Genomic DNA, 23,795 nt, shown 5'->3' on the forward strand with positions numbered 1-23,795 from the left:
TCGGCATCCAAGGATTCCCACACCGCCGGGTCGGTGGTGGCGGTGCGGGTGATCAGCATCCGCACCACCCGATAGTCGATATCCCCGACCGCGAACCGCGCCGCCACCTGAGGCAGTTTGTCCCGCAGCACCCGGGCATGATGGATCTGGGTGCCGGCCCGACCGCGGCTGATCCGCATCGCCGCCGAAATCTCGGCCCCCACCGCTTCAAACGGATCGGTGGTCCAGAAAATCGACTCGGCCAACTCCTGTTCGCGTAGCGTGTCCAGCGCCCCGATCGCGGCCAACCGGGCCGCGATCGCCACCGACTCGGCCCGCGCCGCAGCGCTGACCGCATCGATCAGGTCGGCAGCGGAACGTTCGAACATATGATCGAGTATGCCACCCCGGTACGACACGCATGGAGGAATCTGAGCGAGAAACCGGCCGCGGATCAGTGGCGGAACACCCGGACCCGCGTCAGACTCACGTCTCCGCTACCGGCGAACCTGCGGCACAATGAAGCCACACTGTCACCATGGGACTCTTCCGCGACGATGGCGAATCGAGCAACGACCTGCGGCGACGCGTCGAGGAACTTGAGCGACGGGTGGCGGCCCTGGAGCGGGCGGCCTCGGTCGCGGGACACCCGGTGTCGGTCTCGTCGGCGGTGCAGCCGATGCAGGGCAACAAGATCGCCGCGATCAAGCTGTTGCGCGATGAGACTGGGCTGCGGCTCAAGGAAGCCAAGGACATCGTCGACCGGCTGGCCTAACCGTCCAGTGCCGCCCGCCAGGCCGCCAGCTTGTCCTCGTAGCGCATCGTCTGTGCGGGGCTGGTCGACGGGGCCCGCACCCAGGGCACGGGAGGAGGGCCGACCAGCCGGCGATAGTTGGTTTCGGCGGCGGCGCCGTTGAAGACCAGCCGCTCCAGCGTGGGATGTCCGGTGAAGAACACCTCAAAGTCGTTGGGCACCATGCTGTCGCGCTCGACAGCCGAGTCGAGGCTGCCCACCCGTCGGCAGGACCGCAGCACGTCCCACACCGCGACGCGGTGGGTGCACAGCGCGGCCACCCGCTCCGGGTACGGCGCATCCGCTCCGAATCCGAAGAGCGAGCCGGTGATCCGCCAGAACGCGTTGCGTGGATTGCCGTAGTACTGGCCGGAATTCAGCGACATCACGCTCGGCATGTTTCCCAGGATCAGCACGCGTGGCGACGCTCCGACGATGGGGTCCAGCCCGTGCAATAGCTCGGTCATGGTGTGGCCAGTAGTTCGGACACGGTGACGAATCGGTAACCAGCCGAGCGTAATTCGCCGATGATCCGGGGCACGGCGGCACGCGAAGCGGTGCGACTGTCGTACATGGCATGCAACAGGATGATCGAGCCCGGTCGCACCTGCGCGCCTGTCTCGGCAACGATTGCGTCGGCATTCGTCTCGGTGGCGGAATCGGGTTCGACGTCCCAGGTGACCATCGTCCGGTCGTGGGTGGCCAGGTATCGCGGCAGGGTCCAGAGCTTCTTTCCGTAGGGCGGACGGAAGGTGATCGGGCCCTGGTAACCGGTGGCCCGGATCATGGCATCGGTGCGTTCGATCTCGTCGGCGACGGTGCCCGGCGACATCAGCACCATCCGCCGATGCGTGTAGCTGTGATTGCCGATCTCGTGGCCGGCGGCGGAGATCGCCGCCCCGTACTGGGGCGCGGCGCTCAATTCGGCGCCGGTGAGGTAGAAGGTTGCTTTGATTCCGGCGTCACCGAGCATCCGCAGCACCTCCGGGGTGTACCCGGTCGGGCCGTCGTCAAAGGTCAGTGCGACCACTTTGGCCGGGGTGTCGACTCGGTCGACCAGTTGTCCGGCAAGGGCGAAGCTGCGTGACTTCGACACCCAGTATCCGGCGGCGAGCACGGTCAGCAGGACGGTCAGCAGGACCGCGAGACTCCACAACCATCGACGCACCCTCGCATGTATACCCCGCAGACACGCGGGCGCCCCGAACGGCAGTGGGGGATTCACGTTCGGGGCGCCATGTCGTGGGTCTTCAGCTCAGGTGATGGACCTCCTGCAGTCCGTACACCGGCGTTGCCAGGCCCTCATAGCGGGCCTTGAGCTGCAACGCCAAATACAGCGAGTAGTGCCGGGATTGGTGCAGATTGCCGCCGTGCAGCCAAAGGTTGGGCTGCTGGGTGGGCTTCCACATGTTGCGCTGTTCGCCTTCCCACGGCCCGGGGTCCTTCGTGGTGCCCGAGCCCAGGCCCCACACCTTGCCGATCCGGTCGGCGACTTCCTGGCTGATGAGATCGGCCGCCCAGCCGTTCATGGAGCCGAATCCGGTGGCGTACACGACTACGTCTGCGGGCAATTCGGTGCCGTCTGTCAGGACCGCCGAGTCCTCGGTCAGCCGGTCCACCTCGCCGTGGGCGAGTTTGATGCTGCCGTCGGCGATCAGCTCACAGGCGCCGACGTCGATGTAGTAGCCCGAGCCGCGACGGAGGTACTTCATGAACAGGCCGGAGTCGTCGTCCCCGAAGTCCAGATCGAATCCGGCGGCTTCCAAACGCGCATAGAAGTCCTTGTCGCGCCGCCGGATTGCGTCGTAGACGGGTCGCTGGAAATCGGCCATGATGCGGTACGGCAGGGATGCGAAGGTCAGATCGGCCTTCTCGGTGGTCATCCCCGCCGCGACGGCCCGCTCCGAGTACAGGTCACCGAGGCCCAGCTCCATGAGCGATTCCGATCTCACGACGTGTGTCGAGGAGCGCTGCACCATGGTGACGTCGACGTAATTCTCGTACAACGCTTTACAGATGTCGTGGGCCGAGTTGTTGGATCCGATCACCACCACGCGTTTGCCTACATACTGATCGGGTCCGGGGTGGTGGCTGGAATGGTGCTGCTCGCCGCGGAAGATCTCCTGGCCCGGCAGCGTGGGGATGTTGGGCTTGCCCGACATGCCCGTTGCGAGGACCAGCTGAACTGGGCGCAGCGTCACCGGCTCGCCGTTGCGGTTCACCTGGACGGTCCATCGCTGTTCGTCTTCGTCGTAGGCCGCCGACAGACAGGCCGTCGAACTCCAGTACGGCACTTCCATGACCCGGGTGTAGAACTCCAGCCAGTCGCCGATCTTGTCTTTGGGCGCGAACACCGGCCAGTTGGCCGGGAACGGCAGATACGGCAGGTGGTCGTACCACACCGGGTCGTGCAGGCACAGCGACTTATAGCGGTTGCGCCACTGGTCGCCGGGGCGCTCATGTTGGTCGACGACGATCGCGGGAACGCCGAGCTGGCGCAACCGGGCACCCAGTGCGATACCCCCCTGGCCACCGCCGATCACCACGATGTAGGGCTGCTCGGTGTAGCCGAGCGTGAGGTCCTCGTCGAGGCGCTTCTCGGCCCAGGACCGCCGGTCCGGATCGGAGCCGTGCACCGCGCCCAGTGGCCGGCTCGCGCCCTTGGGCTCTTCGTGGCCCTTGAGTTCCTGCAAGGTCGTCAGGAGGGTCCAGCCGAGCTCGTCGCGTAGCCGCAGGTGGCCCTTGCCTCGGCCCACCGCGGTCTCGAACTCGATGAATGCCGAGGTGACGACGTGTTCTCCGTCGAACTCCTCGGTGGGGGTCTCCGCCATGCGGAACCTGCAGGGGTCGGTGTCGTGCAACCGTGCGGTCAGCATGTCGGCGATGCCTTCGCGGCCCTCGACGGTCTTGAGGTTCCAGGTGAAGGCGACCAGGTCACGCCAGAAGCTGTCGATCGCGAACTTTCCGACGACGCGTGCGACGTCCCGGTCGGCAAGTGCGGATTCGAAATCGGCCAGCCAGGCGTCCACCCGTTCTTGTGGTGACAGTGTGGCCAGCGGTGCGGCGGTGGTCTGCGTCATGTGGCCCAGCCCACACCGTGTCAAACGCCGCAACAAGGGTTGCACGGGGTTGCAATCCACCCGACGTTTGCCTGTGCAAATTGCGGCCGCAACGTGTTGCAACCCTTACCGCGCACACCTTCGGGCGCCTAGAACATCCCTATGAAAGCTGCCGTGTACTACGGACCGAACAAGGTCGAGATCGCCGATGTCCCTGAGCCTGACCCCGCCCCGGGGACCGTCAAGATCAAGGTGGGATTCAATGGCATCTGCGGCACTGACCTGCATGAATACTATGCGGGTCCAATCTTCGTGCCGACCGGGCCGCACCCGTTGACCGGCCGGCAGCTGCCGCTGACCATGGGCCACGAATTCTCCGGAACCATCACCGAGACCGGCGCGGGCGTCACCGACTATGCCCCGGGCGACCGGGTCGCGATCGAGCCGATTTACCGGTGCGGACAATGCGCACCCTGCCGCGCCGGCGCTTACAACATCTGTCAGCAGATCGGCTTCCACGGCCTGATGTCGGATGGAGGCATGGCCGAATACACCGTGGTGCCGGTGAATATGCTGCACCGCCTTCCTGACAACGTCTCCCTGGAGCTCGGTGCGCTGGTCGAGCCGATGTCGGTGGCCTACCACGCCGCAACGCTCGGTGAGGTCGGGCCGCTGCACACCGCCGTGATCTTCGGGGCCGGGCCGATCGGAATCGGGCTGTGGTTCGCGCTGCGAGGCAAGGGCCTCGATGACGCGTTTGTTGCCGAGCCCTCGCCCACCCGCAGGGCAGCGATCGAGTCACTTGGTGCCCGAACCCTGGATCCGACCACCATCGACGTCCCGGCCTTCATCGCCGATCACACCGCCGGACGCGGGGCCGACGCGGCGTTCGACGCCGCCGGGGTGGCCCCGGCGATCGCGGCGGCCACTGCGTGTGTCGGTGCGCGAAAACCGACGGTCAGCGTCGCGATATATGAAAAGCCGCTGGCGACACCGTTGCTCAATCTGGTGATGAACGAATCCAGGATCCAGGGTTCCCTGTGCTACACCTCGGCGGACTTCGAGGCGGTTATCGAACTCATGGCGGTGGGCAGGTACGAAACGAGGGGATGGGTCACCCCGATCGCGCTCGACGACGTGATCGATGAGGGATTCGAGGCCCTGCACGCGGGCGAGAAGATGAAAGTGCTGGTCGACCCGAGCGGGGTGCCGATTGGCGCCCAGATGTGATGTGGAGCACAATCGGCGGTGATGGCAGGTTCCTCAGTACCTGAGCCCGCGGTGTCACCTGGTGAGGACCCGCGGCAGTACGCCATGCTCTTGTCGGCGGTTTACGACGCCACGATGTCGGGTGATCGTGCGCCGGCCCGCCCCCGGGCAGTGATCGAAGATTCCTGGAACAGGCTGCGGGCCAAGGGGATTAACCCGGATCACCACATTCCGCCACAGGTCGAGACCACTGGGCTGGACTTGCTGCGGCAACAGTCCGGTCTGATCGCGGTGCTCGAGGACGTGTCGCACGGGCTGGATTCGGTGATCGAAGAGGGCGACAACATCCTGGTGGTGGCCGATGCTCGGGGCCGGGTGCTGTGGCGCTCGGGTTCACCGCGTGGGCTCAGCCTCGCCGATCGCCTCGGGTTCGTCGAGGGCGCCACCTGGAGCGAGAACGCGGTGGGAACCAACGGGATCGGTACCGCGCTGGCGTCTCATCGTGCGGTGCAGATCTTCTCGGCCGAGCATTTCCTGCGCAGCCATCATCCGTGGACGTGTGCCGGGGCGCCGATCAAGGATCCCCGCACGGGTCAGGTCATCGGCATCGTGGATGTGTCCGGCCCGGCCTCCACTGTGCATCCGACGACGGTGGCGCTGGTGGATCTGGTGGCGCGACTCGCCGAATCGCAACTGCGCGAGTCGCATGACAGAACTTTGAACCGGCTGCGCACGGTGGCGGCGCCCATCCTGGCCCGGGTCGGCAGCCCGGCGCTGGCTGTCGATGCCGAGGGATGGGTCGCTGCGGTGGACTCTTTACCGTTGCACAACCGGATCTTGTTGCCCGAGAACGGGTTACCCGGACGGGTTTGGATCCCCGCGTTGGGAATGTGTGATGTCGAGGCACTGCCGGGCGGGTGGCTGGTGCGGGTGGTCGATGACGCTGAGCCGACTGCGTCGCCGTCGCGGGTCATCCTCGATCTGCGTGACGGCGAGCCGTCGCTTCAGATGGCCGGCCAGTTCGGCAGCTGGCGTCGCAGCATCTCCAGCCGCCACGCCGAGATCCTGTTGGTCCTGGCCACCAACCAGCAGGGCCGGACCGCCCCGGAGCTGGCGGAGGATCTCTATGGGGATCGGTCCAGAGTGGTGACGGTGCGCGCCGAGATGTCGCGGCTGCGTAAGCAGTTCGGTGGCCTGGTGGCCGGCAAGCCGTACCGCTTCGGAGATTCGGTGATCGTGGACGTGCGTTATCCCCGGGACATGTCGGCATTGTTGGCCGCCTCGACCGCTCCGGCCGTCCATGCGGCTCGTGGGTATACCTTGACCTGATGGTCGCGGACCCCACGCTCCTTGACGGGCTCGACGGCGAGGCCGCTGCCCAGCGTGCCGAGCTGGTGGAATGGCTTCTGTCCCGCGGCATCACGGCCGACCAGATCCGCCAGGCAGTCACCCCGATGTTGCTTGCCTCACGCCGTGTGGCCGGGGACGACGGCACGTACGTTTCGACTCGCGACATCAGCGATGAGACCGGCCTGGACGTCGCGTTGGTGCAGAGGCTGCAACGCGCGATGGGGCTGGCGACCGTCGACGACCCCGACGCGGCGGTGCTGTTGCGGGCCGACGCGGAGGCGGTGGGCTTCGCCGAGCGGTTCCTGGAACTCGGTATCGCGCCTGACCAGATCGTGTTGATCACGCGAGTGCTCTCCGAAGGGCTGGGGCGCGCCGCGGAGGTGATGCGTTACGCGGCACTGGCGGCGGTGTTGACGCCCGGTGCCACGGAATTGGAGACCGCCCAGGCCAGTGAGGCGCTGGTGGCCGAGGCGGCGCCGCTGATCGGGCCGATGATTCGGGACATGCTGTTCGTGCAACTGCGCCACACTATGGAGACCGAGGCGGTCAACGCGTCCGAGCGGGCCGAGGGGGTTCTGCTGCCAGGCGCGCGATTGGTCACCATCGCGTTCGCCGACATTGTCGGGTTCACCCGGTTGGGCGAGGTGGTGCCGCCCGAAGACCTTGAGCGGCTGGCGAATCGGCTGGCCGACGCGGCCCGCGAGGTGGCTGTCGGCCCGGTCAGGCTGATAAAGACCATCGGCGACGCGGTGATGTTCGTCAGCGCTGATCCGGCGGCCCTGCTCGAGGCGGCCCTGCGGTTGGTTGCCGCCACCGAAACCGATGAGGAGTTCCCGCGGTTGCGGGTCGGCTTGGCGACCGGGCCAGCGGTAAGCCGGGCCGGTGACTGGTTCGGAAGTTCGGTGAATCTGGCCAGCCGGGTTACCGGCGCGGCCCGGCCGGGCAGTGTGCTGGTGGCCGAGTCCACCCGGACGGCGATCGTCGAGGGGCAACGGGGCGGGGATCGCTTCGGCTGGTCGTTCGCCGGGGCCCGGCACCTCAAGGGCGTCAAGAGCGACGTGAAGCTCTTCCGCGCCCGGCCGGCATAGAGCTTTATCGAATCTTCATCGAACGACTAGGACAGCCACATCGAGTCCCGGGACGCTAGAGGCATGTCCAAACTGATGATGCTGAGTGCCGGCGCGGCCGTCGCGACGGCCCTGGTGGCCGGCTGTAGCAACCAATCCACCGATGCGGCGACGACGAACACCTCGACCACCTCGGCCGCGGCCAGTTCTCCGGCAGCCACCGAGGCCCACAACGATGCGGACGTGATGTTCGCCCAGCACATGATTCCGCACCACCGGCAGGCCGTGGAAATGAGTGACGTGCTGCTGGCCAAGCAGGGCATCGATGCGCGGGTGATCGATCTGGCCACCCAGATAAAGGGTGCCCAGGCCCCCGAGATCGAGCAGATGCAAGGCTGGCTGAAGCAGTGGGGCAACCCGCCGATGCCGCCGATGCCGCAGCAGGGTCACGGCGACATGGGACACGGCATGCAGGGCATGCAAGGAATGGTGTCGGAGACCGACATGACCGCGCTGCGCAACGCCCAGGGCCCCGAGGCGGCCAAGCTGTACCTGACGCACATGATCGCTCACCATGAGGGCGCGATCACCATGGCTCAGGATGAGATCAACGACGGTCAGTATCCGGCTGCGGTCGAGATGGCCCATGCCATCGTGAAGACGCAACAGCAGGAGATCGACACCATGCGCCAGATCCTGGGATCGCTCTAACCGGTCGGCAGGATGATCGTGAAGGTGGCGCCGGTGCCCGGGCTGCTGACGGTGATGCGGCCGCCGTGTGCCTCGACCAACGCCTTCACGATCGCCAGCCCGATGCCGGACCCGCCGTGGTCACGGTCGCGGGCCGCGTCGGCCCGGTAGAACCGTTCGAAGACGTGGGACAGATGCTCGGCAGGGATGCCTTCACCGCTATCGGTCACCGTGAGCGTGACGTTCCGGTCGGGGCCCGCGGTGGCGTCGATCGTCACTCGCCCCCCGGCCGGGGTGTGGCGCAGCGCGTTGTCGAGCAGGTTGCCCAGGATCTGAGCCAGCCGGTGCGGATCGGCCCACAGCGACGGCAGGCCCTCGTCCACTCGCCAGCTCAGTGTGACGCCCTTGTCGTCGAACCGGTCTTGAGCCGCGGCGGCGGCCGCGGCCACCACAGCTTTCGCTGCCAGGGGTGCCGGGGTGATCGTGGCCGGGCTTTCCTCGGCCTTGGCCAGGGCTGCGGCGTCCCCGGCGAACCGTACCAGCCGGTGGGTCTGTTGGCGCAACATCGAGACGGTCTCGGGGTCAAGGGTTCTCACACCGTCCTCGATGGCTTCGAAGTAGGCCTCCAGAACCGAAACGGGAGTGCGGATCTCGTGAGCAAGGTCGCTGAACAGTCTGCGTCGGCTGGCGTCCACGTCTTCCAGACGTCCGGCCATCTGATTGAAAGAACTCGCCAGCGAGTCGAACTCGTCGCCGAGGTGGGCCGGTGGCACTCGCGAGTCGTAGTGGCCGTCGGCGATGGCCGTCGCGGCCTGCGAGACCTCGGTCAGCGATCGCTGCAGGCGCCTGCCGACATACCAGGTGACCACCAGGGCTGCCAGGATCGCGACGCACGAAGCCACCCCGATCGAGATCACCGTGGCGTAGACGTAGGCCTCCTCGGCGTGCATCTGCTCGGCCGAATCGCCGGATACCCCTGCGCGGTGCAGATGTTCACGGAACAAGGGCGGCCCCACGATGGCGGCCACGAGTCCGGTGGTGCCCGCTCCGGCGAGCAGTACCAGGGCCTGGGCGGAGAGCAGTCGGGTGCGCAGGCCGACGGTCATCGCTGGGCTTCCTGCCCGGTGCCCATCCGGTACCCGACCCCGCGCACCGTGATCACGTACAGCGGGTCGGCGGGGTCGTCGCCGAGCTTGCGGCGAAGGTGACCGATATGGACGTCGACGAGGTGTTCGTTGCCGACATAGGTGGTTTCCCAGACCGATTCGAGGATCTGTCGGCGGCTGAGCGCAACCCCGGGCCGGGCCGACAAGGCGGCGAGTACGTCGAATTCGGTGCGCGTCAGCATGATCGGCTCGTCGTGCAGGAAAACCTGGCGTCCGTCGACGTCGATGCGCAGCGCGCCGACCACCCGGCCGTCGGTCGCGGTGGGGGAGGAGACGCGTGGCCGGCGCAGCATGGCCCGGATCCTGGCCACCAGCTCGCGTGGGCTGAAGGGTTTGGTCATGTAGTCGTCGGCGCCCACCGACAAGCCGACGATGGTGTCCATCTCGGTGTCGCGGGCGGTCAGCATCACCACGTAGGCGTCGGAGAACGTGCGCAGCGATCGACAGACTTCCACGCCGTCGATGCCGGGCAGACCGAGGTCGAGGATCACCACGTCGGGGTCGACTTCGCGGGCCACCCGCAGGGCTTCGGGGCCGTCATGGGCCAGTGCCACCTCGAAGTGTTCGCGGGTGAGATAGCTGGCGACCACCTCGGCGAGCGGGGCTTCGTCATCGACCACCAGGGCCCGGTAGCCGCCCGGATTGTGCTCCATGAGCCCATAGTGCAGGAGTGGGCCGGGGCACATAGAGATTTAATACCCTAGGGGGGTATAGTATCGAATCGAGAACGAAGCCGATCGAGGAGGAACTTGCATGAGCACCCAGACTGTCACCGTCAGCGGCATGACCTGCGGACACTGTGCGACTTCGGTGCGTGAAGAGGTGGGTGCCCTTCCTGGTGTGCGCACCGTCGAGGTCGATCTGGCGACCGGTCTGGTGACCATCGACAGCGACAGCCAGGTCGATGCCTCCGCCATCATCGACGCCGTCGCCGAGGCCGGCTACGCGGTCGCGAGCTGAGCGGCCTGAGTAGGAGCCGATCATGAGTGCACCGCGGAAACTCATCGGGTTCGTCTTCGGGCTCGCCCTGGTGTTCGCCGTATCCTTCGGGATCGGTGCTGCGGTCACGCCGAGCAGTGCCCCGGCCGAGGGGCACGCCTCCGGCCACGATGAGACGTACACGCTTCAACTCGACGAGACTGCGCTGCCCTCCGGCACCTCGGTGCCGCTGCGGTTCCACATCTTGGACGGCTCTGGCGCCCCGGTCGCCGACTATGTCGAGAGCCACGAAAAGCTTCTGCATCTCATCGTCGTGCGTCGCGATCTCGCCGACTATCAGCACGTGCATCCGGTGCTCGATGACTCCGGCACCTGGAGCGTGCCCCTGAACCTGGCCAAACCCGGTGAGTACCGGGTGTTCGCCGATTTTGCGCCTGCCAATGGCCACGCGGTCACGGTCGGTGCGGACCTGACGGTCGCCGGGAACTACCGGCCGCAGCCCCTGCCCGCACCGTCGGCCACGGCGATGGTCGACGGCTACACCGTCACGCTCGACGGAGTGGGCAAGGCAGGGCAACCATCCGAACTGACACTGTCGGTAAACCGGGCCGGTAAGCCCGTCACGGACCTGCAGCCGTACCTGGGCGCCTATGGGCACCTGGTCGCCGTGCGCGCGTCGGATCTGGAATATCTGCACGTCCATCCGATGAGCGACGCGGCCGACCCGGACACCGCGTCGGGTCCGCAGATCGCCTTCCACACCACGCTTCCCAGTGCCGGCACCTACCGGCTCTTCCTGGATTTCAAGCACCGCGACGCGGTGCACACCGCCGAATTCACCGTTGAGGGGGCATCGTGAGTACCGCCACCGGCCATGTCGTACTCGAGATCGGTGGGATGACGTGTGCCTCGTGCGCCGGACGCATCGAGCGCAAGCTCAACAATCTCGACGGCGTCACCGCGACGGTGAACTTCGCCACCGAGAAGGCCACCGTCGACGTCGCGGGTGAGGTGACACCCGAGGAGCTCATCGAGGCCGTCGAAACCGCCGGCTACACAGCGCAATTGCCTGCCGGCGAATCGGACGACAATCACGTCGAAGACGATCCGACCGCGGCATTGCGCACCCGGCTCCTCGTTTCGGCGGCGCTGACCGTTCCCGTGGTGGTCATGGCGATGGTGCCGGCGCTGCAATTTACGTACTGGCAATGGCTCTCGCTGACCCTGGCCGCGCCGGTCGTGGTGTGGGGCGCGCTTCCGTTCCACCGGGCAGCCTGGACGAATCTGCGGCATGGCGCCGCCACCATGGACACCCTCATCTCGATGGGCACCATTGCGGCGTTCGGCTGGTCGCTGTATGCACTGTTCTGGGGAACCGCCGGGACGCCGGGGATGACACACCCGTTCTCGCTGTCCATCTCGCACTCCGACGGCACCGGCAACATCTACCTGGAGGTCGCCGCGGGCGTCACCACCTTCATCCTGGCCGGCCGGTACTTCGAGGCCCGGTCCAAGCGGCGTGCCGGAGCCGCTCTGCGCGCGTTGCTCGAACTCGGCGCCAAAGACGTTGCCGTCATGAGAAACGGTGTGGAACAACGCATTCCCATCGACTCGCTCTCGGTGGGGGATGAGTTCGTGGTCCGGCCCGGCGAGAAGATCGCCACCGACGGTGAAGTGGTCGAGGGCGCCTCAGCCGTGGACGCCTCGATGCTGACCGGCGAATCGGTACCGGTCGAGATCGGCCCCGGTGATCAGGTCGTCGGCGCCACGGTCAACGTCGGCGGCCGGCTCGTGGTGCGGGCCAAGCGAATCGGTTCCGACACCCAGCTGGCCCAGATGGCCCGATTGGTCGAGGATGCCCAATCCGGCAAGGCCCAGGCGCAACGCCTGGCCGACAGGGTTTCCGCGGTCTTCGTGCCCATCGTCATCGCGCTTGCGGTCGGGACCCTCGGCTTCTGGCTGGGCACCGGGGGATCGGTGGCCGCGGCGTTCACCGCCGCAGTGGCGGTGCTGATCATCGCTTGCCCGTGTGCGCTGGGCCTGGCGACCCCGACGGCCCTGCTGGTCGGCACCGGGCGCGGGGCCCAACTCGGCATCCTGATCAAGGGGCCGGAGGTGCTGGAGTCCACCCGCCGCGTGGACACCGTGGTCCTGGACAAGACCGGGACGGTGACGACCGGTGCGATGACGCTGCTGGACGTGATCACCGCGGACGGTGAAGATGCCGCCGACGTGCTGCGATTGGCCGGTGCTGTCGAGGACGGCTCGGAGCATCCGATCGCACGGGCGATCGCCAAGGGCGCCCGTGACAAGGTCGGGAACCTGCCCGCGGTCGAGGATTTCGCCAATGTGGCCGGAGTGGGGGTGCAGGGCGTCGTCGACGGCCATGCGCTGGTGGTGGGACGGCGCCAGTTGCTGGCCGACTGGGGCCAGCAGTTGCCGTCCGGTCTCGATACCGCGATGCACGAGGCACAGGCGCTGGGCCGCACGGCCATCGCGGTAGGGTGGGACGGACAGGCGCGCGCGGTGCTGGTCGTCGCGGACGCAGTCAAGCCGACCTCCAAGGAGGCGATCGAGCAATTGCGCGGCCTCGGTCTGGAGCCGATCATGCTGACCGGGGACAACGAGGCGGCAGCGCATGCGATCGCCGAACAGGTTGGTGTGCAAGAGGTTTACGCCGAGGTGCTGCCGCAGGACAAGGTTGACGTGGTCAAGCGCCTACAGGACGAAGGCCGGGTGGTGGCCATGGTCGGCGACGGCGTCAACGACGCCGCTGCGCTGGCCCAGGCCGACCTGGGCCTCGCGATGGGGACCGGTACCGACGTGGCGATCGAGGCCAGTGACCTGACCTTGGTGCGCGGTGATCTGCGGGCGGCCGCCGATGCCATCCGGTTGTCGCGGCGCACCCTGGCCACCATCAAGGGCAACCTGTTCTGGGCCTTCGCCTACAACGTCGCCGCGTTGCCACTGGCCGCAGCGGGGTTGCTCAACCCCATGCTGGCCGGCGCCGCCATGGCGTTTTCCTCGGTGTTCGTGGTCAGTAACAGCCTGCGCCTGAGGCGATTCCGATGAAGCGGCCGGCAGCCGTGATGGCGTTGTTCCTGTGGGCGACGGCGGTTCTCGGGCTGGTGCAGACGACGGATCGCGATCACCCGGTGCATCTGCCGCATCCGGTTGCCGCAGCGATCGGCGCTGACAGCGCCGACCTGATGCTCGACCATCCACATGTCGGGGTTGATCCGGCAACGCATATGCCGGATGGATTCACCGCCGCCGTGTTGCCCAGGACGTCCCTTGTCCTGCCGGTTCTCTCGATGGTGGTGTTCATCGTCGGCTGCGCGGTGTTGTGTGCGTGCGCTGCGGTGCGTACACCGCGCGGTCCACCCGACCGCCGGATTCCACTCGCCGGACAGCAACTTCTGCTCCGGTTCTGTATCGCGCGCCGCTGATCTGACAGTGCCCCGACGCTGTCCAGATCAGTTGCCGTGCGCGGCGCGGCACCGAGATACAGAAACGACGATTCCATGAACCATGCACTGTCCTCCCGTTCGTTCCACGTGCTACGCCGAAACCGTGGGCCCGGCACCATGGTCGGGCACACACCCACCCTGTGGGTCACCACTCCGTTCGCCGATGCCGGCCGCGGATTCTGGGCGAAACTCGAAGGTTTCAACCCCGGCGGCATGAAGGATCGGCCTGCCATGCACATGGTGGAACAGGCCCGTGCCCGCGGTGACCTGAATCCTGGCGGGCGCATCATCGAGTCCACCAGTGGCACTTTGGGTCTGGGGCTCGCGTTCGCGGGCACGATGTACCACCACCCGGTGACCTTGGTGACCGACCCAGGCTTGGAACCCATCATCGAGCGGATGCTGACCGCTTACGGTGCCCAGGTTTCGATGGTCACCGAACCAAATCCCACCGGGGGCTGGCAGCAGGCACGGCGGGACCGCGTGTCCGAACTGCTCGCCGCTGACGAGACGGCCTGGTATCCGGACCAGTACAACAACCCCGACAATGTCGAGGCTTACCGGCCGCTGGCGCTGGAACTCAATGCTCAGATCGGCCGTGTCGATGTGCTGGTCTGCTCCGTGGGCACCGGCGGGCATTCGGCCGGAGTGGCCCGGGTACTGCGCGAGTTCAACCCGGAGATGCGGCTGATCGGGGTGGACACGATCGGCTCGACGATCTTCGGGCAACCGGCTGCGACGCGCGTCATGCGGGGTCTGGGCTCGAGCATCTATCCCCGCAACGTCGACTACGGCGCTTTCGACGAGGTGCACTGGGTTACGCCGGCCGATGCGGTGTGGGCCGCCCGGACGCTGGCGTCGACGTACTACTCGAGCGGCGGTTGGAGCGTCGGGGCGGCCGGCCTGGTCGCGGGTTGGGCGGCCCGAAACCATCCGGCCGGCACCACGATTGCCGCAGTGTTCCCCGACGGTCCGCAGCGCTATTTCGACACGGTGTACAACGACGACTATTGCCGTGAGCTCGGTCTGCTCGACCACCGACCGGCCGATGAACCGGAGACCATCGCCGATCCCGGTGACCGAGTGGTGCAATCGTGGACCCGATGTGAGACGGTCGCTGACCCGATGGGGTTGGCCGGATGATCGGGCTGATCAGACAGTTCCGCAGTTTCGACCTGCCCAGCCGGCTGTTGATGGTCAACCAGTTCGGCATCAATCTCGGCTTCTACATGTTGATGCCGTACCTGGCCGGCTATCTGGCCGGGCCGCTCGGTCTGGCGGCGTGGGCGGTGGGCCTGGTACTGGGTGTGCGCAACTTCTCTCAGCAGGGCATGTTCATCGTCGGCGGCACCCTGGCCGACCGCCTGGGTTACAAGCCGCTGATCGTCGCGGGGTGCCTGTTGCGCACTGCCGGATTCGGACTGCTCGTCGTTGCCGACTCCCTGCCTGCGATGCTGATCGCCTCGGCGGCAACCGGTTTCGCCGGAGCGCTGTTCAATCCTGCGGTGCGCGCCTATCTGGCCGCCGATGCCGGTGACCGGCGGGTCGAGGCCTTCGCCACGTTCAACGTGTTCTACCAGGCCGGCATTCTGTTGGGCCCGCTGGCGGGAATGGCTTTGTTGGTCTTCGATTTCCGGGTGACCGCTGCCGCTGCGGCTGCTGTTTTCGCGGTGCTCACGGTGGCCCAGTTGCTGGCCCTCCCGCGACACCGTGCCGAGCCCGCGGCGCAGCCGAGTTCGGTGCTCGAGGACTGGCGCAGCGTCGTCGCCAACCGCGGGTTCGTGTTGTTCGCGGTGGCGATGATCGGCTCCTACGTGCTGTCGTTCCAGGTGTACCTGGCGCTACCACTTCAGGCCGCGGTGTTGCGTCCCGGGAACGAAACAGCTTTGGTAGCGGCCGTATTCGTGGTGTCCGGGCTTATCGCGGTGGGCGGTCAGCTTCGCATCACCAGGTGGTTCTCGGACCGCTGGGGGCCGCGTCGCAGTCTGGTGGTCGGCTTGCTGGTACTGGCCGCGGCCTTCGTCCCACTGGCTGTGGTTCCTGATGGGGACAGGTTCGGCACCACCGCCGCGGTGGCCGCGCTGATCGGCTCATCGGCGCTGCTCGCTCTCGGATCGGCCGCGGTGTTCCCGTTCGAGATGGACACCGTCGTGGCGCTGTCGGGGGATCGGCTGGTCGCCACGCACTACGGCTTCTACAACACCGTCGTCGGGGTCGGGATCCTGGTGGGCAACCTGGCCACCGGCTCACTGATCGGCGCGGCGCGCGCCGCGGGCCTGCCCGAATTGGTGTGGCTGGGGCTCACGGCAATCGGGCTGGTGTCCGCGGCGGCGCTCTACCTGCTGGTGCGGGACGGTGGAAAGCTGGCGCCGAGTGCGCCGCTCACTGCATCGGAACCGTGACACCCTCCGACGGCTGCACGATCACAAAGCCGTTGCCGTGGAACGCAACCTGAAGGGCCTCTCCGGAGCCTCGCCCGATCAGCGCCCCTGCCTTGAAGCTGGTCTTCAGCTGGGTTTGCAGGTGTGCCGACCAGGCCACCACGGCGTTGGTGTCGGCGAAGGTGGGGGCCTCGGCGGCATCGAGCACCACGGGCGGGCCGTCGGTGGTCAGCGCTACCCACCCGGTGCCGCGCAGTGTGGTGTTGAACAGGCCGCCGGTGGCGATGCTGCCGCCGCGGACCCGTTCGATGTTCCAGTCCAGGCTCGATGAGAAGGCCAGCACGTTCTTGCCACTGATCGACAGACCCGAGTTGGACAGCTGGAGCAGGTGGACGTCGAAACCCTGATCTGCCAGGAACACATCGCCTGAGCCTTGGCAGCGCATCAGCGGCAGGCCTTCGCCGGTGAGGGCTTTCTTGATGAACTTCGACGCGCCGCCGCCTTCGAAGGCGAAGTCGACATTGCCCTGGTAGGCCACCATCGAGCCCTGCCGGGCCATGAACGGTTCGCCGAGGCGTACCCGCAGCATCTTCCTGTTCTGGTTGGCGATCGGGGTCGCCTCTTTCTCGCTGAACCGGCCGTCGACGAGATCTCCGCTGATGCCGTTGAAACCGTCACCGGTGGGCTGGGCCTGCGGCTGCGGCTGTTGCTGCTGCGGGGGCTGTTGCGGCTGTTGTGGCGCACCGCCGAGCGGCGCCCGGCCGGGCTGGCCCTGATGTGATACCTGATCAGTCCAGGATTGCCCGTCCCACCAGCGGTATTCGTAGCGGCCTTCGGGATCGGGCAGCCAGCCGGGTTGCCAGTTTCCGTTCACAGTCATTCCTCGGATCGTCGGGAGGGAGAAGTCGCCATCAGGCTACAAGTCGCCACTGCGCTACGAATGGGGCGAACCCCTGGCATTCTGATGCCATGGCAAAGGAAATCGACCCGCTCCGCGCCCAAGGTGCGTTGGCGGTCTTGAAGCAGCATCCCGGCATGGCGCTGTTCGCGGTGTCGCCGGCGATCATCCTGCTGGGTGCCGTGTGGTGGATCGCCGGTCCGGGGTGGGCGGGCCTGCTGCTGGTCGTGCTGGTGCTGGCCGGCGGCGCGGCGCTGCTGCTCAAGCGCAACTGACCGCGGCCGCCGAAAAGCGACGTTCGCCGGTGGTGAACGCCACTCCATCAGCGGTGTAACGGTGTAATCATGTAATCATGACTAAACATCAACACCATCGCCGGTCCGCGGACGAGGCCGCCGAATGGTTCGCGGGCAGGCTGCCCGATACGTGGTTCGCCGGCGATCCGACGGTGATCGTCGACCGCGAAGAGATCACCGTCATCGGCAGGCTGCCGGCTCTAGAAGACTCCGAGACCGCAGCCCGCGCCTCCGGTGGGGCCGCGCGATTCCGGGAGGAAACGCGTGGCGAGCGCATGCGCATCGCCGACGAGGCGCAGGGGCGATTCGATCGCAAGGTGTCCTGGGGCGTCGAGGTCAGCACGGGAGTCGACACCGACAATGACGTGGAGCGAATCCTGTTCACGCACATCGCCGTACCGGTGATGACCCGTCTCAAGCAGCCCGAGCGTCAGGTACTCGACACCTTGGTCGACGCGGGTGTGGCGCGGTCCCGCTCGGATGCGCTGGCCTGGTCGGTGCGCCTGGTGGGTCAGCACACCGACGAGTGGCTGGGCAAGCTGCGTGACGCCATGAAAGCCGTCGACGATCTGCGTGCTGAAGGGCCTGGCGTCTAGACCCGCTCGATCGCGACGTATACCGAGCCAAGCGTCGAGGTCTGTGACAGCGGATCGATGGCGGCGCGGTCAGCCAGCAGGTTGCGGTTGACCCCGTAGGACTCAGGTGCGCCACCGTGGCGCGGGTCGAACACCCGTGAGCCCCAGCCGTGGTCGAGCACCACGACCCCGCGGCGCGGTCGGTCGCTGAGGGTGGCTGTCACCTCCAACTGTCCTGTCGGGGAGAACAGCCGGACCCGGTCACCGGCCGCGATGCCCAGCGCCGCGGCGTCCTCGGGGTGCACCAGCATCTCGTTGCCCCTCCCGGCCGGGTGTAGGCCCGGCAATTCGTTGAGCCACGAATTCATCGAATGCCGACGGCGGCGGTTCCCGAGCAGGAACGGGAAACCCTCGGGCGCCACCGGATCCGGTGCCGCGAGCAGTTCCCGGGCTCGCGTCACGAATTCCTCGGGCGCCGCACGCACCTTGTGGTCCGGCGTCCGCAACGCATCGCGGAAGCGGCCGAACCGCCGTGAGCCGAGTACCAGGCCATGTGGGTGGGCTTTGAGCTCGCGCCAGCTGAGCTTGTGCCCGTCGACCTTCCGCGAGGTGAGGATGATCAGGCGGTCCATCCAGTACGGGCCGAACCGCATACCGGGACGCCCGACGCGCGCCGCCAGCCACCGGGTTCCGCGGATGAAACTGTTGAATCCCTTGGCGCCGAACAGCGGCCGGCGCATCGCCAGCGCCAGATCGGTGAACACCCGCCACTCCTCGCGGGCGCCGTCCGGCGCTTCCACAGCCTTCACGCCGTACTGCACATAGGGCTCGTCGTGCATGCCACTGGTGAAGGCCAGCAGGTCGTCGCGTTCGAGCCAGTGCACCGCGGGCAATAGCCAGTGCGCGTGCCGGTGGCTCTCGCGCTGCACCAGATCGATCGCCACCAGCAGGTCCAACTGTGCCAGGGCCGCGTCGAGGCTGTCCCCGTCGGGTCCGGAGACCACGGGGTTGCCCGAGTTGATCAGCAGCGCGCGGATCTGACCACGGCCGGGTGTGGTGATCTCGTCGGGCAGTTCGGCCAATGCGTGCGCACCGGCCACCAGATCACGTCCGGCCAACCGGCTGACGTGCGGGCGTGTGCCGGCCAGGCCGGCCAGCCGCAGCGTGTCGACGTAGCCCGGCTCGAAGCGGCGGCCACCCGGGCGGTCCATTCGTCCGGTGACCAGGTTGAGCACATGGCCCAGCCATTCGGCCACCGTGCCTGCGGCGTGCAGCGACACCCCGGTGCGGGTGATGACCATCGCCCCTGGCGCCGAGGCGAATTCGCGGGCCACCTGTTCGATCACGTCGCGGGCGATATCGCAGCGGGACGCCAGGTCGTCGAGGTCGGCTTCGGTGGTCAGGGTGCGTAGATCGGCGATACCGGTTGCCAGCTCGGTGCAATCGCCGCGGTGTTCGCGCCCCTCGTCGAGGATCACCTTGAGCATCGCCAGCAGCAGTGCCCAGTCCTGGCCGGGACGCACCGGCAGATGCAGATCGGCGGCCTGCGCACTCTCGGTACGGATCGGGTCGACCACCACGATGCGCGCGCCCTGCCGCTGGCGCGAGAGCGCGCGACGCCAGCCGCCGGGCACCGATTCCACCCAATTCCAGGCGCTCACAGCGGGATTGGCTCCGACGATCAGGAAGTAATCGCAATTGTCGACATCGGAAACCGGCACCATCAACGGTGACCCGTACATGGCCTCGGCCACCACATGCAGCGCGTTCTGGTCCACAGATCCGACCGCGTATCGGTTGTGCGTTCCGACGGCGTCCAGCCAGGCATTCATGAACACCAGGTTCGACGACGAGTAGCCGGCCGGATTTCCGTAGTAGGCCGCGACGGCGTCCGGCCCACCGGCGTCGATGATCCGGTTCATCCGCTCGGCGATGTCGGTGATCGCCTCGTCCCAGCTGGCCTCGACGTAGGTATCGCCGACGCGGCGCATCGGTGACAGGATCCGGCGGGGATGCTCCACCATCTGGCCGGCGGTGCGGCCTTTGGCGCAGAAATCGCCCCAGGTGTGGGGATTGAGCTTGTCGGCGGCGATCTTGCGCACCCGGTTGTCCTCGACCGTCACCTCGAGGCCGCAGGAGGCCAGGCAGTACCGGCAGAAGGTGTGCACGGTCCTGGTCGTCATTACACCAACACTACAATTTGTAATGGTGTTTCGGGTGCTAAACCCGGGTCATCTCCCAGTACCGGCCATGCCGCGACATGAGCTCCCCGTGGGTACCGCGTTCGATGATCCGTCCGGCGTCCATCACCAGGATCAGGTCGGCATCGCGGATCGTCGAAAGCCGGTGCGCGATGATGAAACTCGTGCGGTCCCGACGCAACTCGGCCATCGCCTGCTGGATCAGCAGTTCGGTGCGGGTGTCCACCGCGCTGGTCGCCTCGTCGAGCACCAGCACCCGCGGCCGCGCCAGCACCGCCCGCGCGATCGTGATGAGCTGTTTCTCACCGGCACTGATGGCGCCGCCATCGTCGTCGACCCGGGTGGCATATCCGTCCGGCAGGGTGTGCACGAACCGGTCCACGTACGCCGCCCTGGCCGCCGCGAGCACCTCGTCCTCAGAGGGATCCGGGCGGCCGTAGGCGATGTTGTCGTAGATGGTGCCGCCGAACAGCCAGGTGTCCTGCAGCACCATCCCGATCGAGGACCGCAGCGATTGCCGGTTCACCGTCGAGATGTCCACGCCGTCGATCAGGATGCGCCCGGAGTCGACCTCGTAGAAGCGCATCAGCAGGTTCACACACGTGGTCTTGCCCGCACCGGTAGGGCCGACGATGGCCACGGTGCTGCCCGCCTCGGCCACCAGCGAAAGGTCTTCGATCACCGGCGTGTCCGGGAGGTAGCCGAAGTTGACCCGCTCGAACTGGACGCGGCCCGCGCCGATCGCCAGGGCGGTGTCCGGTTCAGCGGACTGCTCCTCGGCGTCGAGCAGGTCGAAAACGCGTTCGGCACTGGCGATCCCGGATTGCAGCGTGTTGTACATCCCGGCCACCTGGCCCAGCGGCTGGTTGAACTGGCGCACGTACTGGATGAACGCCTGGATGCTGCCCAGGGTGATCTGGCCGCCGGCCACCTGCAGACCGCCCACCACGGCGACGGCCACATAGCTGAGATTGCCGATGAACATCGTCGACGGGCCGACCAGGCCCGAGAAAAACTGTGCCCCGATGCTGGACTGGTAGACCTCGTCATTGAGTTCGTCGAAGCGACGCTGCGCGGCCTCGCGGTGCCCGAACGTTTTCACGATCGTGAAGCCGCTGTAGGTCTCCTCGATGTGGGCCGCCAAGCGGCCGGTGTTGCGCCATTGCGCGACGAACAACGGCTGGGAGCGACGGGTGATCCAGCGCGTCACCCACAGGGACAGTGGCACGGTGACGACCGTCAGCAGTGCCAGCAGGGGTGAGATTGTCAGCATCATCACCAGGACGGCGAATACCGTCAGCACCGAGGTCAGCAGCTGGCTGATGGTCATCGACACCGAGCCCTGGATGTTGTCGATGTCGTTGGTGACGCGGCTGAGCACCTCGCCGCGCTGACGGGAATCGAAGTAGGACAGCGGCAGCCGGTGCAGCTTGTCCTCCACCTCGGCGCGCAGCGCCACCATGGTGCGTTGCACCGTCACGTTGAGCAGCCGGGCCTGAAGCCAAACCAGCAGCGCGGCAAGCAGGTACAGTCCCAGCGCCAGGGCCAGGGTGCGGGCCACCGCCGCGAAGTCAACCCCCTGGCCGGGCACCACGTTCATCCCCGAAAGCAGGTCGGCGAACGCGTTGTCGCCGCGGGCCCGGGCTGCCTCGACGGCCTGCTCCTTGCTCAATCCCGCGGGCAGCTCCCGCCCGATCACACCGTTGAACAACAGGTCGGTCGCATGTCCGAGAATCCGCGGGCCGATTACTCCGAGCGCGATCCCGGCCACACCGAGCAGTATCACGGAGATCGCCAGGCCCCGTTGCGGTATCAGGCGTCTGAGCAGCCGCAGGGCCGAGCCACGGAAGTCCCGGGTGCGTTCGGCGGGTGCAACCGGGGTTCCACTGCGGCGCAGCGCGGGCCCGGTCATCGCGGCTCTCCGGCGGTGATGGCCTGCGAGGCGGCGAACTCGGCGTAGGTGGGACAGTCGGTGAGCAGCGACTCGTGGGTGCCGATGCCGACGATGCGGCCGTCTTCGACCACGACCACCTGATCGGCCTCGATCACCGTCGAGATCCGCTGCGACACGATCACCACGGTGGCGTCGGCCGACACTTCGCGCAGGGCGGCCCGCACCCGTGCATCGGTGTGCACGTCGAGTGCCGAGAACGCATCGTCGAACAGGTAGATGGCGGGTCTGCGGACCACGGCGCGGGCGATCGCGAGCCGTTGCCGCTGCCCGCCCGAGAAATTGATGCCGCCCTGGGCCACCGGACGGTTGAGGCCGTCGGGGTGGGCGGCCACGAAGTCGTCGGCCGCCGCGATCCGCAGCGCCTCCCACATCTGTTCGTCGGTGAGCTCCTGCCCCGGTACCGCGCCGTAGCGCAGGTTCTCGGCGATCGTCCCGGAGAACAGGTACCCGCGCTGGGGGACCAGGCCGATGGTCGCCCACAGCTGTTCGAGGTCGAGTTCGCGTACATCGATGCCGTCGACGCGCACCGCACCGGAGCTGACGTCGTAGAACCGGCAGACCATTGCGAGCAGGGTGGACTTGCCCGACCCGGTGGATCCTACGACCGCGGTGGTGGTGCCGCGCCGGGCGTGAAACGAAACCTGCTGCAGCACAGGTCGATCCGCGCCGGGGTAGCTGAACGATGCGTCTTCGAAGGTGATCTCGCCGTCCAGCGTCTGCGGTCGGACCGGATCGACCGGGGTGGTGATGCGGGGTCGAGTGGCCAGCACGCCGCTGACACGTTCGGCGCACACGGAAGCGCGCGGCAGCATGACCGCCAGAACCGCGGCCATCAGCACGGCCATCAGGATCTGCATGAAGTAGGCCAGGAACGCGATGAGAGAGCCGACCTGCATGTGGCCGGCATCGATGCGTAGCCCGCCGAACCAGATCAGCGCGACACTGGACACGTTGATCACCAGCGTGGTGGCCGGCAGCATCAGCGCCTGCCACCGCCCGGCTTCCAGTGCGGTCGCCGACAGGGCCTGGTTGGCATCGGCGAACCGGCGCCCTTCGACGGGTTCGCGGGCGAATGCCCGGATCACCCGGACGCCGGACAGCTGATCGCGCATCACGCGGTTGATCCCGTCGATCAACCGCTGCATGCGACGGTAGATCGGCATCAGGTGTCTGATGATCGCGTAGTTGGTCAGTGCCAGGACCGGCACGCTGACGACGAGCAGCCACGACAGCCCGGCATCCTGGTGCAGCGCCATCAGGATGCCGCCGACCGACATGATCGGGGCGGTGATCAGGATCGTGGCGGTCATCTGCAGCAGCTGCTGGATCTGACCGACGTCGTTGGTGGTACGGGTCAGCAGCGAGGGGGCGCCGAATCTGGCGGTCTCTTCGGCCGAGAAGGAGGTGACGTGGTGGAAGATCGCCGACCGCAGATCGCGACCGAAGCCCATGGCCGCACGTGACCCGAAGAACACCGCTCCGATGGCGCAGGCCACCTGCAGACCGGTCACGGCCAGCATCACCCCGCCGAGTTCGATGATCCGCTGGGTGTCGCCCTTGGCCACCCCGTCATCGATGATGGCCGCGTTGACCGTCGGCAAATACAGCGTGGCCAAGGTGCTGATCACCTGAAGTGTCGCGACGACCGCGAGCAGCCGCCGGTATGGCCGCGCGTACTGTCGCAGCAGCGCCCAGAGCATCTGGCTACTCTCGCACACCTGCCTGTGTGGTTCCGTGTCCCGCAGTCATCGTGTCCGTGTTGGAGAAA

General features: G+C 67.1%; 23 protein-coding genes. 13 read left to right on the forward strand and 10 right to left on the reverse strand.

The window, feature by feature from the left end; translation table 11 throughout:
• On the reverse strand, positions 1-368 hold a 368-nt coding region (locus BKG60_RS13145), incomplete at its 3' end, for a DUF222 domain-containing protein (RefSeq protein WP_120764907.1).
• Positions 369-517: 149 nt separating this feature from the next.
• Between BKG60_RS13145 and BKG60_RS13150 the strand changes: the two genes are divergently transcribed.
• Positions 518-754 (forward strand): ribosomal protein L7/L12, encoded by a 237-nt coding sequence (locus BKG60_RS13150; RefSeq protein WP_070188646.1) that lies wholly within the window; start codon positions 518-520, stop codon positions 752-754.
• Here the strand turns inward: BKG60_RS13150 and BKG60_RS13155 are convergent.
• The 3 genes from BKG60_RS13155 to BKG60_RS13165 all read right to left on the reverse strand — a co-directional run bounded on the left by BKG60_RS13155 (position 751) and on the right by BKG60_RS13165 (position 3,852).
• Positions 751-1,239 (reverse strand): DNA-deoxyinosine glycosylase, encoded by a 489-nt coding sequence (locus BKG60_RS13155; protein ID WP_070946962.1) that lies wholly within the window; start codon positions 1,237-1,239, stop codon positions 751-753. The two genes, BKG60_RS13150 and BKG60_RS13155, sit on opposite strands and share 4 nt — an antisense overlap.
• Complete coding sequence (locus tag BKG60_RS13160; protein ID WP_070946963.1) at positions 1,236-1,940, reverse strand: polysaccharide deacetylase family protein; 705 nt, start codon at positions 1,938-1,940, stop codon at positions 1,236-1,238. The genes BKG60_RS13155 and BKG60_RS13160 overlap by 4 nt, the downstream gene beginning before the upstream one ends.
• Before the next feature lie 82 nt (positions 1,941-2,022).
• Positions 2,023-3,852, reverse strand: coding sequence for a flavin-containing monooxygenase (locus BKG60_RS13165; protein ID WP_070946964.1), 1,830 nt, complete (start codon positions 3,850-3,852; stop codon positions 2,023-2,025).
• A gap of 141 nt (positions 3,853-3,993) precedes the next feature.
• Here BKG60_RS13165 and BKG60_RS13170 point away from each other — a divergent pair, with 141 nt between their 5' ends.
• The 4 genes from BKG60_RS13170 (at position 3,994) to BKG60_RS13185 (ending at position 8,168) form a co-directional block, all read left to right on the forward strand.
• A complete protein-coding gene (locus BKG60_RS13170; protein ID WP_070946965.1) occupies positions 3,994-5,061 on the forward strand; it encodes a 2,3-butanediol dehydrogenase in 1,068 nt (355 codons plus the stop codon).
• 21 nt (positions 5,062-5,082) lie between these two features.
• Entirely contained in the window at positions 5,083-6,369 is a 1,287-nt protein-coding gene (locus BKG60_RS13175) for a GAF domain-containing protein (protein ID WP_070946966.1), read from the forward strand.
• Positions 6,369-7,478: an adenylate/guanylate cyclase domain-containing protein gene (locus BKG60_RS13180; RefSeq protein WP_070946967.1), complete on the forward strand. Its 1,110-nt coding sequence runs from the start codon at positions 6,369-6,371 to the stop codon at positions 7,476-7,478. Before BKG60_RS13175 ends, BKG60_RS13180 begins: the two co-directional genes overlap by 1 nt.
• Positions 7,479-7,541: 63 nt before the next feature.
• The gene (locus BKG60_RS13185) at positions 7,542-8,168 is read left to right on the forward strand and encodes a DUF305 domain-containing protein (RefSeq protein ID WP_070946968.1); all 627 of its coding nucleotides are present in this window, start codon (positions 7,542-7,544) and stop codon (positions 8,166-8,168) included.
• Here the strand turns inward: BKG60_RS13185 and BKG60_RS13190 are convergent.
• Positions 8,165-9,253 carry a HAMP domain-containing sensor histidine kinase gene (locus BKG60_RS13190; protein ID WP_070946969.1) on the reverse strand — a complete coding sequence of 363 codons (1,089 nt, stop codon included), beginning with the start codon at positions 9,251-9,253 and terminating at the stop codon, positions 8,165-8,167. The two genes, BKG60_RS13185 and BKG60_RS13190, sit on opposite strands and share 4 nt — an antisense overlap.
• A complete protein-coding gene (locus tag BKG60_RS13195; RefSeq protein ID WP_083339430.1) occupies positions 9,250-9,966 on the reverse strand; it encodes a response regulator transcription factor in 717 nt (238 codons plus the stop codon). Before BKG60_RS13195 ends, BKG60_RS13190 begins: the two co-directional genes overlap by 4 nt.
• A 100-nt stretch (positions 9,967-10,066) precedes the next feature.
• Here BKG60_RS13195 and BKG60_RS13200 point away from each other — a divergent pair, with 100 nt between their 5' ends.
• From BKG60_RS13200 to BKG60_RS13225, 6 genes are all read left to right on the forward strand, one after another.
• Positions 10,067-10,273 (forward strand): heavy-metal-associated domain-containing protein, encoded by a 207-nt coding sequence (locus BKG60_RS13200; protein WP_070946971.1) that lies wholly within the window; start codon positions 10,067-10,069, stop codon positions 10,271-10,273.
• Between the two features lie 22 nt (positions 10,274-10,295).
• Positions 10,296-11,111: a hypothetical protein gene (locus BKG60_RS13205; RefSeq protein WP_070946972.1), complete on the forward strand. Its 816-nt coding sequence runs from the start codon at positions 10,296-10,298 to the stop codon at positions 11,109-11,111.
• The gene (locus BKG60_RS13210; RefSeq protein ID WP_070946973.1) at positions 11,108-13,324 is read left to right on the forward strand and encodes a heavy metal translocating P-type ATPase; all 2,217 of its coding nucleotides are present in this window, start codon (positions 11,108-11,110) and stop codon (positions 13,322-13,324) included. Before BKG60_RS13205 ends, BKG60_RS13210 begins: the two co-directional genes overlap by 4 nt.
• Entirely contained in the window at positions 13,321-13,701 is a 381-nt protein-coding gene (gene lpqS / locus BKG60_RS13215) for a putative copper homeostasis (lipo)protein LpqS (protein WP_070946974.1), read from the forward strand. Before BKG60_RS13210 ends, lpqS begins: the two co-directional genes overlap by 4 nt.
• A 75-nt stretch (positions 13,702-13,776) precedes the next feature.
• Positions 13,777-14,865 (forward strand): PLP-dependent cysteine synthase family protein, encoded by a 1,089-nt coding sequence (locus BKG60_RS13220; RefSeq protein WP_070946975.1) that lies wholly within the window; start codon positions 13,777-13,779, stop codon positions 14,863-14,865.
• On the forward strand, positions 14,862-16,124 hold the full coding sequence (locus BKG60_RS13225) for an MDR family MFS transporter (RefSeq protein ID WP_070946976.1): 1,263 nt from the start codon (positions 14,862-14,864) through the stop codon (positions 16,122-16,124). The genes BKG60_RS13220 and BKG60_RS13225 overlap by 4 nt, the downstream gene beginning before the upstream one ends.
• Here the strand turns inward: BKG60_RS13225 and BKG60_RS13230 are convergent.
• A complete protein-coding gene (locus tag BKG60_RS13230; protein ID WP_070188661.1) occupies positions 16,105-16,983 on the reverse strand; it encodes an AIM24 family protein in 879 nt (292 codons plus the stop codon). The two genes, BKG60_RS13225 and BKG60_RS13230, sit on opposite strands and share 20 nt — an antisense overlap.
• Before the next feature lie 89 nt (positions 16,984-17,072).
• Between BKG60_RS13230 and BKG60_RS13235 the strand changes: the two genes are divergently transcribed.
• The gene (locus BKG60_RS13235) at positions 17,073-17,276 is read left to right on the forward strand and encodes a hypothetical protein (protein ID WP_070188662.1); all 204 of its coding nucleotides are present in this window, start codon (positions 17,073-17,075) and stop codon (positions 17,274-17,276) included.
• A gap of 77 nt (positions 17,277-17,353) precedes the next feature.
• A complete protein-coding gene (locus BKG60_RS13240; RefSeq protein ID WP_070188663.1) occupies positions 17,354-17,893 on the forward strand; it encodes a hypothetical protein in 540 nt (179 codons plus the stop codon).
• Here BKG60_RS13240 and BKG60_RS13245 read toward each other — a convergent pair.
• Genes BKG60_RS13245 through BKG60_RS13255 form a run of 3 tightly spaced genes read right to left on the reverse strand, consistent with a single transcriptional unit; the run spans position 17,890 to position 23,727 of the window.
• The gene (locus tag BKG60_RS13245) at positions 17,890-20,055 is read right to left on the reverse strand and encodes a molybdopterin-containing oxidoreductase family protein (RefSeq protein ID WP_070946977.1); all 2,166 of its coding nucleotides are present in this window, start codon (positions 20,053-20,055) and stop codon (positions 17,890-17,892) included. The two genes, BKG60_RS13240 and BKG60_RS13245, sit on opposite strands and share 4 nt — an antisense overlap.
• A gap of 37 nt (positions 20,056-20,092) precedes the next feature.
• On the reverse strand, positions 20,093-21,985 hold the full coding sequence (locus BKG60_RS13250) for an ABC transporter ATP-binding protein (RefSeq protein ID WP_070188665.1): 1,893 nt from the start codon (positions 21,983-21,985) through the stop codon (positions 20,093-20,095).
• Positions 21,982-23,727 (reverse strand): ABC transporter ATP-binding protein, encoded by a 1,746-nt coding sequence (locus BKG60_RS13255; protein WP_070188666.1) that lies wholly within the window; start codon positions 23,725-23,727, stop codon positions 21,982-21,984. The genes BKG60_RS13250 and BKG60_RS13255 overlap by 4 nt, the downstream gene beginning before the upstream one ends.
• Positions 23,728-23,795 lie beyond the last annotated feature (68 nt).

It is taken from the genome of Mycobacterium syngnathidarum (assembly GCF_001942625.1).
GTDB classification, from domain to species: domain Bacteria; phylum Actinomycetota; class Actinomycetes; order Mycobacteriales; family Mycobacteriaceae; genus Mycobacterium; species Mycobacterium syngnathidarum.

Excerpts from the sequence above, each read along its gene's own strand:
- BKG60_RS13195 (WP_083339430.1), bottom strand. The coding sequence starts at position 9,966 with ATGGAGCACAATCCGGGCGGCTACCGGGCCCTGGTGGTCGATGACGAA.
- BKG60_RS13225 (WP_070946976.1), top strand. The coding sequence starts at position 14,862 with ATGATCGGGCTGATCAGACAGTTCCGCAGTTTCGACCTGCCCAGCCGG.
- BKG60_RS13180 (WP_070946967.1), top strand. The coding sequence starts at position 6,369 with ATGGTCGCGGACCCCACGCTCCTTGACGGGCTCGACGGCGAGGCCGCT.
- BKG60_RS13220 (WP_070946975.1), top strand. The coding sequence starts at position 13,777 with ATGAACCATGCACTGTCCTCCCGTTCGTTCCACGTGCTACGCCGAAAC.
- BKG60_RS13235 (WP_070188662.1), top strand. The coding sequence starts at position 17,073 with ATGGCAAAGGAAATCGACCCGCTCCGCGCCCAAGGTGCGTTGGCGGTC.
- BKG60_RS13175 (WP_070946966.1), top strand. The coding sequence starts at position 5,083 with ATGGCAGGTTCCTCAGTACCTGAGCCCGCGGTGTCACCTGGTGAGGAC.
- BKG60_RS13205 (WP_070946972.1), top strand. The coding sequence starts at position 10,296 with ATGAGTGCACCGCGGAAACTCATCGGGTTCGTCTTCGGGCTCGCCCTG.
- BKG60_RS13150 (WP_070188646.1), top strand. The coding sequence starts at position 518 with ATGGGACTCTTCCGCGACGATGGCGAATCGAGCAACGACCTGCGGCGA.
- BKG60_RS13200 (WP_070946971.1), top strand. The coding sequence starts at position 10,067 with ATGAGCACCCAGACTGTCACCGTCAGCGGCATGACCTGCGGACACTGT.
- lpqS (WP_070946974.1), top strand. The coding sequence starts at position 13,321 with ATGAAGCGGCCGGCAGCCGTGATGGCGTTGTTCCTGTGGGCGACGGCG.
- BKG60_RS13165 (WP_070946964.1), bottom strand. The coding sequence starts at position 3,852 with ATGACGCAGACCACCGCCGCACCGCTGGCCACACTGTCACCACAAGAA.
- BKG60_RS13245 (WP_070946977.1), bottom strand. The coding sequence starts at position 20,055 with ATGACGACCAGGACCGTGCACACCTTCTGCCGGTACTGCCTGGCCTCC.
- BKG60_RS13250 (WP_070188665.1), bottom strand. The coding sequence starts at position 21,985 with ATGACCGGGCCCGCGCTGCGCCGCAGTGGAACCCCGGTTGCACCCGCC.
- BKG60_RS13240 (WP_070188663.1), top strand. The coding sequence starts at position 17,354 with ATGACTAAACATCAACACCATCGCCGGTCCGCGGACGAGGCCGCCGAA.
- BKG60_RS13255 (WP_070188666.1), bottom strand. The coding sequence starts at position 23,727 with ATGCTCTGGGCGCTGCTGCGACAGTACGCGCGGCCATACCGGCGGCTG.
- BKG60_RS13155 (WP_070946962.1), bottom strand. The coding sequence starts at position 1,239 with ATGACCGAGCTATTGCACGGGCTGGACCCCATCGTCGGAGCGTCGCCA.
- BKG60_RS13230 (WP_070188661.1), bottom strand. The coding sequence starts at position 16,983 with ATGACTGTGAACGGAAACTGGCAACCCGGCTGGCTGCCCGATCCCGAA.
- BKG60_RS13185 (WP_070946968.1), top strand. The coding sequence starts at position 7,542 with ATGTCCAAACTGATGATGCTGAGTGCCGGCGCGGCCGTCGCGACGGCC.
- BKG60_RS13170 (WP_070946965.1), top strand. The coding sequence starts at position 3,994 with ATGAAAGCTGCCGTGTACTACGGACCGAACAAGGTCGAGATCGCCGAT.
- BKG60_RS13190 (WP_070946969.1), bottom strand. The coding sequence starts at position 9,253 with ATGACCGTCGGCCTGCGCACCCGACTGCTCTCCGCCCAGGCCCTGGTA.